Source organism: Reyranella sp., from assembly GCF_050185545.1.
Lineage (GTDB): Bacteria > Pseudomonadota > Alphaproteobacteria > Reyranellales > Reyranellaceae > Reyranella.
Genome location: NZ_JBFWZI010000119.1, coordinates 1 through 11,222, shown reverse-complemented (window position 1 = coordinate 11,222; position 11,222 = coordinate 1). Strand labels below are relative to the sequence as shown.

The 11,222-nt window shown below is 62.4% G+C and carries 10 protein-coding genes and 3 pseudogenes; 9 read left to right on the top strand and 4 right to left on the bottom strand.

Features of this window, described 5'->3' with window-relative positions; translation table 11 throughout:
• Positions 1-248: 248 nt before the first annotated feature.
• The 4 genes from AB7O82_RS25555 (at position 249) to AB7O82_RS25540 (ending at position 3,253) form a co-directional block, all read left to right on the top strand.
• Positions 249-779, top strand: coding sequence for a hypothetical protein (locus tag AB7O82_RS25555; protein WP_428548173.1), 531 nt, complete (start codon positions 249-251; stop codon positions 777-779).
• Between the two features lie 37 nt (positions 780-816).
• Positions 817-1,503 (top strand): SDR family NAD(P)-dependent oxidoreductase, encoded by a 687-nt coding sequence (locus tag AB7O82_RS25550; protein ID WP_428620481.1) that lies wholly within the window; start codon positions 817-819, stop codon positions 1,501-1,503.
• Between the two features lie 303 nt (positions 1,504-1,806).
• The gene (locus AB7O82_RS25545; RefSeq protein WP_428548167.1) at positions 1,807-2,355 is read left to right on the top strand and encodes a hypothetical protein; all 549 of its coding nucleotides are present in this window, start codon (positions 1,807-1,809) and stop codon (positions 2,353-2,355) included.
• Between the two features lie 130 nt (positions 2,356-2,485).
• On the top strand, positions 2,486-3,253 hold the full coding sequence (locus tag AB7O82_RS25540; RefSeq protein WP_428620479.1) for a hypothetical protein: 768 nt from the start codon (positions 2,486-2,488) through the stop codon (positions 3,251-3,253).
• 596 nt (positions 3,254-3,849) lie between these two features.
• On the opposite strand, the pseudogene AB7O82_RS25535 reads toward AB7O82_RS25540, so the two are convergent.
• A pseudogene (locus AB7O82_RS25535) lies at positions 3,850-3,987 on the bottom strand (transposase zinc-binding domain-containing protein); the annotation flags it as partial.
• Between the two features lie 357 nt (positions 3,988-4,344).
• Here AB7O82_RS25535 and AB7O82_RS25530 point away from each other — a divergent pair.
• On the top strand, positions 4,345-5,472 hold the full coding sequence (locus tag AB7O82_RS25530; protein WP_428548161.1) for a phosphatidylserine decarboxylase: 1,128 nt from the start codon (positions 4,345-4,347) through the stop codon (positions 5,470-5,472).
• Between the two features lie 191 nt (positions 5,473-5,663).
• Here the strand turns inward: AB7O82_RS25530 and AB7O82_RS25525 are convergent, their stop codons facing one another.
• Positions 5,664-5,993, bottom strand: coding sequence for a c-type cytochrome (locus AB7O82_RS25525; protein WP_428548158.1), 330 nt, complete (start codon positions 5,991-5,993; stop codon positions 5,664-5,666).
• A gap of 335 nt (positions 5,994-6,328) precedes the next feature.
• Here AB7O82_RS25525 and AB7O82_RS25520 point away from each other — a divergent pair, with 335 nt between their 5' ends.
• The 4 genes and pseudogenes from AB7O82_RS25520 to AB7O82_RS25505 all read left to right on the top strand — a co-directional run bounded on the left by AB7O82_RS25520 (position 6,329) and on the right by AB7O82_RS25505 (position 9,626).
• A complete protein-coding gene (locus AB7O82_RS25520; RefSeq protein ID WP_428620477.1) occupies positions 6,329-7,333 on the top strand; it encodes an OmpA family protein in 1,005 nt (334 codons plus the stop codon).
• A gap of 752 nt (positions 7,334-8,085) precedes the next feature.
• Positions 8,086-8,307, top strand: a pseudogene (locus AB7O82_RS25515) (IS256 family transposase); the annotation flags it as partial.
• A gap of 113 nt (positions 8,308-8,420) precedes the next feature.
• Positions 8,421-8,867: a CHRD domain-containing protein gene (locus AB7O82_RS25510; RefSeq protein WP_428548152.1), complete on the top strand. Its 447-nt coding sequence runs from the start codon at positions 8,421-8,423 to the stop codon at positions 8,865-8,867.
• 162 nt (positions 8,868-9,029) lie between these two features.
• A complete protein-coding gene (locus AB7O82_RS25505) occupies positions 9,030-9,626 on the top strand; it encodes a hypothetical protein (protein WP_428620475.1) in 597 nt (198 codons plus the stop codon).
• 584 nt (positions 9,627-10,210) lie between these two features.
• On the opposite strand, the gene AB7O82_RS25500 is transcribed toward AB7O82_RS25505, so the two are convergent.
• Together AB7O82_RS25500 and AB7O82_RS25495 are read right to left on the bottom strand one after the other, a co-directional pair.
• A complete protein-coding gene (locus AB7O82_RS25500) occupies positions 10,211-10,531 on the bottom strand; it encodes a GYD domain-containing protein (RefSeq protein WP_428620473.1) in 321 nt (106 codons plus the stop codon).
• A gap of 84 nt (positions 10,532-10,615) precedes the next feature.
• Positions 10,616-10,804 (bottom strand): annotated as a pseudogene (locus AB7O82_RS25495) (transposase); the annotation flags it as partial.
• Positions 10,805-11,222 lie beyond the last annotated feature (418 nt).

Genomic DNA, 11,222 nt, shown 5'->3' with positions numbered 1-11,222 from the left:
CCCAATGGTTCGTCGCGACCGATTCACCGCATTTCGGCATCGTGCAGGGCGTCGTCGGCATCCTGCTGATCGCGCTGGTCGTGTTCGTGCTGGCGTTCTGGCCGGCGCGCTGGTCGCACCGACTCGACAGAGTCGGCCGCAAGCCGCCGGGCTGACGCCGCCGCGCCAAGAATGCGTCATTCCCGGCATTGAGCGGAGGCCGGCCATCCCGCATGCTCCCTGCCGGGAATGCTCGGAAGGAGACTGTCATGCGGCGGCGTTCGTTTGCGCTTGGACTTTCTGGTCTGGCCCTGGTGTCGACGCCGGGCCTGCTGCAGGCGCAGGCGGTCGAATGGGAAGACATCGTCAGCGCGGACGACCAGTTCCGCCTGCAGATGCCCAAGGGATACAAGCTCGTCTCGGGCATGCAGACTTTCGGCATGACGAAGCAATATCGCATCGCCTTCCCCAGCGGATTTGGCCTCGAGTTCGCCGTGACCGACCTCAAGAACGAAAGTCCGCTCGATCCGACGCTCCAGGAAGACCATCTGCGCCGCGCCATCGATGCCGCGCAGCAACGCTGGCCGGGATCGACCTATCTCGAGCGGGAGGATGTGTGGCTGGGGTCGGCGCGCGGCCTGGCGGTCGTGCTGTCGGTGCAGAAGAACACCGGGGTCCTGATGATTCGAGCCTACGCCACGGTGCCGCGGCTCTATGTGCAGCTCGTGCTGGCCCGCAATGACGAACGGGAGAACCCGGTGATCGATCGCTTCCTGAACTCACTGCGCATCGGGAGCTAAGGGGCCGGCCGCCCGTTCGAACCCCTGGGGGAATGCCATGCAGAGCTTGAAGAATTGCCATGTCGTCATCACCGGCGGGACCGGCGCGCTGGGCGTTGCCGTGGTGAAGGCCCTGGTCGAGGCCGGTGCCCAATGCCACGTGCCGGCGATCGAGCAGTCCGTGCCGGCCGATCGATTCCCGCCGGGCAAGGTCTCGGTCACCACCGGCATCGACCTGTCGAACGAGGAAGCCGTATCGGCATTCTACGCCGGGCTGCCGCCGCTCAAGGCCGTGGTGAACATCGCCGGTGGCTTCGCCTGGGCGCCGATCGCCGACAGCCCGGCCAAGGTCGTGCAGCAGCAGATCGCGATGAACCTGATCTCCTGCGCCTCGAGCTGCCGCGCCGCCGTGGCGAACTTCCGCAAGGCCGGGAACGGTGGGCACCTGATCAACATCTCGGCGCGGCCGGCGCTCAATCCGCGTCTGGGCGCCAACATGACGGCCTACACCGCGTCCAAGGCCGCAGTCGCCGCCTTCACAGTGGCGCTCGCGGAGGAGCTCAAGGGCGAGAACATCTCGGTCATCGCGCTCGCGCCGTCGACCATCGACACACCGACCAATCGCAAGGACATGCCCAAGGCCGATCACAGCCTGTGGGTGAAGCCCACCGCCATCGCCGAGCTGATCGTGGCGCAGATCGCGCTCGGCGATCCGATCAACTCTGGCGCGCTGATCCCGATATAGGGCCGGGCTTTGGGTGTTGAAACCCACCTCGGGGGGGTTTTTTCTTGGTATCTTGGACCGGGGGCGTCTCGCCCGCTCATGAGAAGAGCGGGCGAGACGCCCGCGGTCCGCACGATTCATGACCCCTCCGCCTGCCTGCGTGAAGCCGAAGCGGCTTCGCTCAGCGCCGGCGGCGACACCTCCCAAATGCGTTGGGCAGGCGAAAAATCTTCCGCCATCCCTGTCAAATTGGGCGGGGTGCTCCGTCAGGAGGGCATGCGGCTGCCGCGTGGTGCGGCGGCTGCGCCTCTTACGGAGAAATCCATGGTCAAGCGGTATCGTAAGGCGGTTTCCGCCCTCCTGGCGTTCGGTCTGGCCGGCGCGCTGGTCGGCCCCTGGGTCGGCCCGGCGGCGGCGTCCGACCGGGTCTGCTATTTCGGCGAGTGCCGCGGCGAGAACGCGGCCCAGTCCAAGCCGCGCGTGGTGTCCAAGCGCGGCAGCTGGAGCGCCGTGGTCCTCGGCAAGGCGGCGATGATCGTCGACGAGTTCGCCAATGGCGCCCGGTTCGCCATCCTGGCCCATGCCGACGGCAAGCTCGCTCTGCTGCTCAGCCATCCCGACTGGCGCCTGAAGGCCGGTCAGCGGGCCGAGATGTCGGTCCGCATCGATGGCGAGACCTACAAAGGAACGGCGGTGGCCAACGAAACGGGTGTGCTGGAGGTCGAGGACGCCAGCAAGGATCTGTTGAAGGCGCTCTATCGCGGCCGCAAGGGCCGGATCGAGGTCGGCGACTACAGCTTCGACATGACCAACCTGGCTGATGCCGCGGCGGTCATCGACGACGCGGTGGTGCACCTGAAGGCCTCGCGGTAGGCCGGAACGCCCGGAACGGAGCGCGCCGAAAGGCGCGCTCCGCCTTTTCCTGACCCGCTTCTGTCAATCCGGCGGCCCTGCCGCGTCATCCCGGTATCAGTTGCCAAGCTCAGTTGATGGAGAGACCACCATGAAGATGTTGAATCGCCGGTCGCTGCTCGGGACCGGCCTCGTTGCCGCCGCCTTGCCGGTCGCCCTGGCCGCCACCGCCTCGGCCCATGCGGCCGGTCCGTCCGGCGGTTGCGCGCTCTGTGAGCTGAACGGATCGTTTTTCGGCCGCAATCGCGGAAGCGCCAAAGGCCGCAACGTCAGGATTGCCACCAGCTCGGGAGACGCCGAAACCGACCGCTTTCTCGGCAGCGCGCTGCAGCGCCTGTCGGCTACCTTCCAGGTCAGCCCCGGTTTCGCCTTCTTCGACGACGGCGAAGTCGAGAACGCCTACGCTGCCCGCGAGACGCTGCTCGGCAACGGTCCCGGCACGGTGCTGATGGGCATGACACTGTTCCGCCGGCTGATGACCGAGGTCAAGGACGGCGGCGTCACCGTCATCGCCGTATGCGCCCATGAGTTCGGCCATATCTACCAGTATGGCGGCTACTACCGCCTGCTCGATCAGGTCGACAGCCAGACCAACCGGCCGCACGAACTGCATGCCGACTTTCTGGCCGGCTATTATCTGGGACTGCGCAAGGCGGAGCATCGTCAGCTCGACCTGCGCAAGGTTGGTTACGAGCTGTACCGGATGGGCGACACGAACTTCACCTCGCGCCAGCACCATGGCACGCCGGACGAACGGTTCGCCGCCCTTTCCGCCGGCTTCAAGCTCGGCTTGCAGGGCAAGGCCGACATCACGGCCGCCGCCAAGGCCGGCTTCGAGCTGATCAGGCGCAATTCGTAACAGCCTCCACATCTGCCCAGATTGGGCAGACGTGAGCACTTTTCCGCACTTCCACAAGCGACAGAGCCGCCGCCTGATGCGCCCGACCTTCATGCGCCCGAACCGACGCCTGCTCCATCTGGCGATGCAGATGCAGGCGCCGCTCGACCGGCAGACGCCGATCGAGATGGCGATCGGCTCCAAGCCCAACACCGCACAGCAGCAGCTCGACCTCCACCAGGTCGAGCGCCCAATTCGGGAGCGACGACGCTACCCGAAAGCAGTGAGGGCCCAGCGGTGCTTGCCGCTGAGCCCTCGAAATTCCCCTCGCCGAATCTTCCTACGGAAACAGCAAGATGAACGCCGAATATGTATCCCTCGCGCGATCAGAGCGACTACTACGACACTACCACCGAGTCGCCAGGTCCGGACTGGCAGCCGCTACACGCCAGCCGTCCGCCAAATTGGGATTGAGCGCAAGAGCACGGTCGATCATCGCAGCTCCCACTTCGAAGTCGCCATACATGAACGTCAGCGCATAACCCCCGTTACAGAGCGCCACCGCATCGTCACTGCCGCGCTCGGCGACGACGGCCACCAGCCGCCGCACTTCGGCCTGCCTTGTTGTGGAAGGCGATCTCGGCCACCGCCGCCGGCACGGTGAACACGACGTGGAAGTACGGCACCGGCAGCAAGTCGGCTTGCCGCTCGGCCAGCCATTCGGCGCGTGCCAAGTTCTGGCACTTCGGACAATGCACGAGTTGTACCATCGTGAAGACGCCCATCCCCATCGATGTGGCTGTTCAGGCGGCGGTCGCGCTTCCGGCGTTCGAATCGGCGGACTAAAAATCGCAGCGCCCTGGCATCGAGCCGGGCTTGGCGAGAAAGCGGCGCCCGCCAAGTGAGGATGGCAGGCGCCGCAGGAATGCCGCCGTCTCAGGCGGCGGGCATGGCTGTCGGGTGGCTCCTACTTCCAGATCATGACGCACTCGGTCGTCACCGTCGCCGGCCTTTTTGTGCCTCGACCGGCCTTGGTTCTGTCGCAGCGGCGGGACTACAATCGTCGCGGGAGCGCAGAATTCCTTTCCCCCGGTGCAAGGAGGCAAATCATCATGCAACAGGCGGTCCGTGAATTGCAGGCTCTAATCGAGAGAAGCGACTGGAGGGAAAAGTTTGAAAAAGCAATCAAGAACGCTCAAAAGTATCAGGTCCAAGGTATCAGGCACATCCACAGTTTGCAGGACTATTTGAGATGGATAAACGATCTGTTGGAATGGGTGCCAATCGAGAATCCCGAGAGGCACATTTTGGATAGGATCCACGAATTTTATTTTATTCTCGATCAGCCGCCAGTCAGAGAATTGCAGAACAGGATCGTTTCGCCGGACCAAACTCAGCCGCTCACTGAACTGTCGCAATGGATGGTGAATTTCATCAAGTGTTTGGGTAGTTTCTGCGACAGTACTGAATCGATTAACTCAGAAACGATAAGGTCGTTCTACGATTGTCCTGCGTTCAGAATGAATGAATACATGCCACCGCCGAGTGGCTACAAAACCTTCAACCAGCTCTTCGCTCGGTGCATCAAACCAGGAATGCGACCGATTGCGGCACCGAACGACCCATCCGTTATAACTTGTGCGGTCGATTCCACGTTTCTTGGCTGGTGGCAGCTCAACGAGCAGTCGAAGATCACAGTAAAGGGTCTAGATTGGTCGGTACTTGACCTGCTCGAGGGCAGCCCCTACCGCGATCGATTTAACGGCGGGATCTTTGCGCATGGCTACCTTAACGCTTTCGACTATCACCGACTGCACGTGCCGGTCGGCGGCCTCGTGAAGGAGGCGCGCATCATTCAAGGTCGGGTCTATCTCGATGTGAAAGCAATCCCTGCCGGGAAAGACGAACACGACATGCGGCACGATTTGAAGGCGGTCCACGTTCTTGCTACCCAGGATGATGTCGGCTATCAATTCACACAGACGCGGGGGCTGATTGTTCTTGATACCCCAATTGGTCTAGTCGCGGTACTGCCCATCGGGATGGGGATGGTATCATCGGTAATAATGACGGCGGACGTCGGCAAGACGCTACGCAAGGGCGAGGAATTCGCGTATTTCCAGTGCGGCGGCTCGGACCACATCGTGCTTTTTGAAGCGGCCTCCTGTGTTAACATCACGGCACAGCCGAGCACCCATTACAACCAGGGTGCCTGTATCGGCTACGCCCATCCGAATTAGGCGTGCGGGAAAGTGCCAAGCTGAAGATCTGTGCCGTGCAGCGCTGGACCGACTGCAGCTGTATCGGGCCGATCCGTAATCGGCGGCAGGGTGTCCAGCCGTTTGGCCCATCGTGCGAATTCGGGCACGTATTCGGCGCGCCCCAGAAACGCACTTCGCGCCGGTGTACTGAGCGACGGCGCGCGCTCCAGTCACCCTTCGAGAGATTTTAGGTAGGCGGTCAGGTCGCCGACCTCGCCGACCTCGAGTCGAAACTGAGGCATGGCCGGATGCGCGGTCACGATGCCTTCGGCGAGTGCCTCTGCAAGATTCTCCACAGGGTAGCGTAGATGGAGGGCGCGGAAGGCCGGTACTGCCGGCAGGGGGCTTGTACCCGTGCGGCCTATAGCATGGCACGATGCGCAGTTAGCCTGGGCGAAGGCGTGCCCGCGCTGAACCCGCTCGTCCTGCGCGTGAGCAGTCGCCGCCAGAAGCCAAGCACATGCAAAGGCGCCAAGCGCTATCGAAGCTCTCGTGGTCATCCTGCGGAACGCACTTCTCGTGAACCGCTGCAGTTCTTTGTCATTGCGACGACAGCCTCCATTCGCGGACAAGTTTGCGGGCGGGCAACAATCCTAGCAAGGGCCATCATTGCAGCGACATCGGGGTAGCTCCTGACGGCCCTGTCGCGCATTCCTTCCCAGACGGCAAGAGGCGTCCTGACCCGACGACGCCAGAGGGTGGATATGGCGCTGTTGATTCGACGCAACACATGCTCGGATATCGTATCAGTCATGTAGTTCGGCCGATGGTCGACCTTGCTCGCAAGACCCGTTGCCAGTACCTTGATTGCGCTAACTGAATGAAGGGAGATGCGATGAAAAAAGCATTGGTTGCTGCTGCCGCTTTGGCCGCCGTCCTGCCTTCTTCCGGTCAGGCACAAAACCTCCAGTATGAAGGTTTCTACATTAGTGCCGAGGGCGGGTTGAACTGGATGTTCAACACCACGATCAATTTTCCGAACTTCGGCGGGCTGGTGAACGTTTATCCGAACACCGGTTGGTTGGTCGGTGGGTCGATCGGCTACGATTTCGTCGGTCCACGCGTCGAGATCGAGGGCGTCTATCGCAGTAACGACGGCTCGCTGCAGCTCGCTCCAATCGGCTTCCAGAACGTGACCGCCGGGTTCAATAACCAGCAGACGGCGATCATGGCGAACGCCTTCTACGACTTCCTGGCGGGCGGACCGATCGTGCCGTACATCGGCGCCGGACTTGGCATCGCCTTCGTTAATGCGTCTGCCGTGGGCGGCTACTCCAGCAGCACCAATTTTGCCTATCAAGGCATGGTCGGCGTGGGCTGGAACATCGATCCGCAGTTCCGCCTGAACCTCGAGGGGCGGTACTACGGAACAACGAGCCCGACGGTGAACAATCCCTTTGTCGGTGGCGTGACGTTCAACAACAACAACATCAGCCTCATGGCGAGTCTGGCGTTCCGGTTTGGCGCTCCCGTGGCTGCGCCCCCGCCGCCTCCTCCGCCGGCAGTCGCGCCTCCGTCCTACATGGTGTTCTTTGATTGGGACCGCGCCAACCTGTCGGCCCAGGCGCTTGCGACCATCAAGCAGGCCGCCGACGCCTACAAGACGCGCGGCAATGCCCGCATCACGGCGACCGGCCACACCGACACGTCGGGCCCGGAAGCTTACAACATGGCGCTGTCGCTGCGTCGTGCCAACGCCGTGAAGGACGCTCTCGTCCGCGAGGGTGTGCCGGCGACGGCGATCGCGGTGATCGGCCGCGGCGAACAGGGCCTGCTGGTGCAGACCGGCGACGGCGTGCGCGAGCCGCAGAACCGCCGCGTCGAGATCGTCATCCAGTAGAGACTGCCCCTAGTCACGCAATCGGGACGGCCGGCTTTCTGCCCGGCCGTCTTTGTGTGCTAACCGTCTGAATCGCCGCTGTGCGGCAGGGCGCGCGTTTATAGCTAGCTTCTGTCTCGAAACACCACTTTTCGGATGGGGCGGGTGGGTTTGAACGACGTTCGCAGGCGTCAGCGAGCGCGTGTCGAGGCTGAAAAGGCCAGGTTCTACGGGGATTTTTCGTCGATGATCGCGCCGACGGATCGGCGGCGGAATCGTTCGCGGCCGGCCGTCAGAGCTGACGAGCTGTCAAGCTGCGCGACGGCGTCGAACGGCTGGCTTTGGCGAGCACGGCGGCGCCAATCAGCATCTCGAAGCGCTCGACGCGATTTTCCGCCGCGGGCAGCCCCGATCTTGCCGCCTGGGTAGCCCCCCGGAGGCTACCCAGGCCGATTTAACCAACCTAACCAACCTCAAAGATGATTTCATAGACTTTGGCTCCGTAGCGCTGGCGTACACCCGGGGCACCCAGCGGCGTGGGCCCCTTTTTGAGGAGTCTTGAGAACGCACCCCCCAGGTCGGTTAGGTTGGTTATTCAGCAGACCGCCCGCGTGTGCCTGCCCAAACACGCCCTCGGCCGCCGCCTTCGCGCGCTCGCCGTAGCGCTGGTCGTCGGATGCCACCAGTCGCCTACCCGCCGATGCGGTAAACGCGATCTCGTTCGCAAGAACGGGGATGGCCGTGCTCGCATCGTGCGTCACGGCTATCTGTCGGAGCGCGAGATGCTGACGGTGCGCCACCGCATCATCCGCGCCAAGTGCTGTCTCTCGAAAGCGACAGCGCTCGCCATGGTGTTCAAGTTCGTCGAGGATGCACAGAAGAGCTGGCGACGGCTCAAGGGGCACAACCAGTTGCCGAAGGTCGTCCTCGGTGCCAAATTCACTTACAGACTTGCGTTCGTAACCGCCGGTCCGCAGCCCAAAGCCGCGGCCTGAGGTTCCAAGCATCGTCGCCAACTCCGCTCGGCGGTTGATGCATGTCAAGGCCCATCAATCAAATGGTTTTTTAAATTGGAATTTCTCATTGTTATCAAAGGAGGCACCGAGTCATGCAAAGCTCCATTTTGCGATCAAGCATCGTCGCCCTCGGACTTGCAGCTTCGATCGGCTCTGCGCCGGCGGCGTTTGCCGAGATTCAGATCTACACTGCCGACCTTAAGGGCTCGAACGAAGTCCCTGCAGTCAACAGCAAGGGCTACGGGGCGGTTCAGTGCACCTATGACACGGTGAGCAAGAAGTTCACCTACAACGTAGCCTGGGGAGGGCTGTCGGGCCCCGCGACAGGTGCGCACTTCCACGGACCTGCTACGGTGAAGGAGAATGCCGGTATTGTGGTGCAGATCAAGGATCCGGCCAACCCGAGCCCGATCCACGGCGACGCAAGCATCGATAGCCAGCAGGCCGCGGACCTGCAGGCCGGCAAGTGGTACTTCAACGTTCATACTGAAGCTAACAAGGGGGGTGAAATCCGCGGCCAGCTCATTCAAAAGAAGTAGATGCAGTGCCGAGGATCGCTTGGCGTCGATGTTTTGTCGTTGTGAACGCCAACTCGAGGATCGAAGGCTGATCATCGATCCTCTGAAGGGGCCAAGCCGGAACCCGGAGTCCCCCAAATCGACCTCAGGCACGGCCAAGGGGTATCACTATCTCCTCGAGCGATGCGGCCGCCGTGCGCGGCGATCCGAAGATGGGCGACCTCGCGCCGCAGAATCTTCAGTGCCGCCAACGTACCGCTCTCGTCGCGACATCTCGTCGAGGAACTGGCCGGCGTCCTGTGGCGCAAGCGGCGGCTTCGCCTAGCCGAAGCCGCCGCCCACCGTCGTGGGCTGGACGGCACCCTCGTCCCCTACCAGGAGACGGTGAAGGTGGCGCTGGTGCATCTCGAGGATGCCGACCAGCCCGAGCGCATGGCCGACGCCATCCGCGCCACGGCGGAGCAGATGCAGGAGGAGATGCGGGAGCTGCAGGAGGACGAGGCGATGACCCGCCGCGCCGTCGACCTGCTCGGCTCGCGCTGCAACGACCGCTACGAGGCGGCGCTTGCGCGCGGCGCTGCTCAAAACCTTAGGTCGGGACGAAGGGATGGTCGCTGCGGTCGAACAAAGGGATACACCCGCTGCCGTCATGACCCGAACTTGACGCACACAACTCGACACCTCGACTTGGGGAGCATCGCAATGAGGCAACGAGTTCTTTGGGAAGGAACATTCCCGGCTGAGGCAATACGCGTTCTCATCCAGATTGTCGCGCCATAGCTGTTAGCGCGGCACGTACGGTGTTACAGGTAAGCCCCGACTGCCTTCGAAGTTGTTGGCCCCTCTGTCGTGGGTGGCATATCGACCATCCCAACCCGGGATGTTTTTGCACGATTCGCATTGTGCACACCCCGCTAGGATGACGAGGGTCAGCAGAACAACCGTAAGGACTGTCAGCTTCATCACGTGACCTCTATCCTTACCGACGGCACGGTCTACTTCTTCTTCCAGCCCGCCGTTCGACGAGCGCTCCTTGCGGCGGGCGCTGAGGGATTACGTCGAACATTTCCACGCCGGGCGAAATCATCAGGGGAAGGGCAACATCATGCTGTTTCCTCGGAATGCGGACTGACAGGCTGAGACTGCAGGATTGACCCGTAGGCGAAGCTTTCTAAGGATGGAAGCCAATGCCCAGACACCGCTCTCACAGTATCGAGTTCAAGCGCTAGGTGGTGCAGGAATTCATCGGCGGCGAGACTGCCCTTGCCGAAAACGTCATCCGCGCCGGATTGTCGCCCGAGAGAATTAGGTCCGACAGTATTCGTGGTGAAGTCTACCGAGGATGGTGAGACACAGCCGCGTGCTTATTGGCCAGGCGCGCGATAGGCGACTGTCTTCGCCAATGCCCTGTCAGCTTCCTCGACAGAGAGCAAGGCCGTCGTCCGGGTCCGCAATACCCCCGAGGCGTTAACTTGAACGCAGAAGGCAGCGATGCTTTCCAAGTTAGGCGCTTCGATGATCAGCACGTCGTCGTACTCGCCCAAGGTGAAATAAAGCGCCTCGAGCCGGCCCCCGACCGATTCCAAGGCTTTTGCGATCGCGTCCCTCCGGCCCGAGGCCTTGTCCTTTTGCAACCCTTTGAGGCCTTCCGAGGTGAAAGAGGCCTGCATCAGATATTTGGCCATGTCACCTCCCAATCTGATCGCGCGCAGATCCGTCTAGCATGTTCGCGGTTGCCGCATCGTTGATCTAGATCAAACCTCGCTCGGGCGAGCAACCTCACGCCGCAACCGCGCCATCTCCTCGGGCTTCATATGGCCCTGCCCAGGAAATGCATGTGACAGGTCCTGGCCGAACTCCTTCACCCATTTGCGCAGCACGTTCACGTGAACGTTCAGATCGCGGGCTGCCTGCGTCGCCGCAACGCCCCGGTCCCCTAAGGTACCGGTGCCAGTGATCTCGAACTCGTGACATTCCGGTAGTTCTGGCGCAGCCTGAAGGCGGCTGAATGCTGGTACGCCGAGGGGTGCCTTTCCACCAGTCATCCCCAAGATAAAGCCGTGCTACAGCTCGATGACGGGCCTCACGCGGGGGCCCTCCTGTGAATTTCGAAGCTGCGCTGCCAGTGCGGCGCTCAGCGCGTGCTGGCAGCCGTCGCCATTTCCTCTGCGGCCCTTAGCGATGCCTGCACCGCCCGCGTTCGAGGAGCCTCTCCCCAGTCCCCAGTCCACGGTCTCCTCCTGGAACAGTGTCAAGCGACATCCGGAAGTGACCCCCTGGCGACAATCAAAATTGACCCCCCCGAGGTGGTGGTAGCGGTTCATCCTCGGAGTCCACAGGAGGGACCCACGCGCCGCGAAGCGCCCGCCAAGAGGC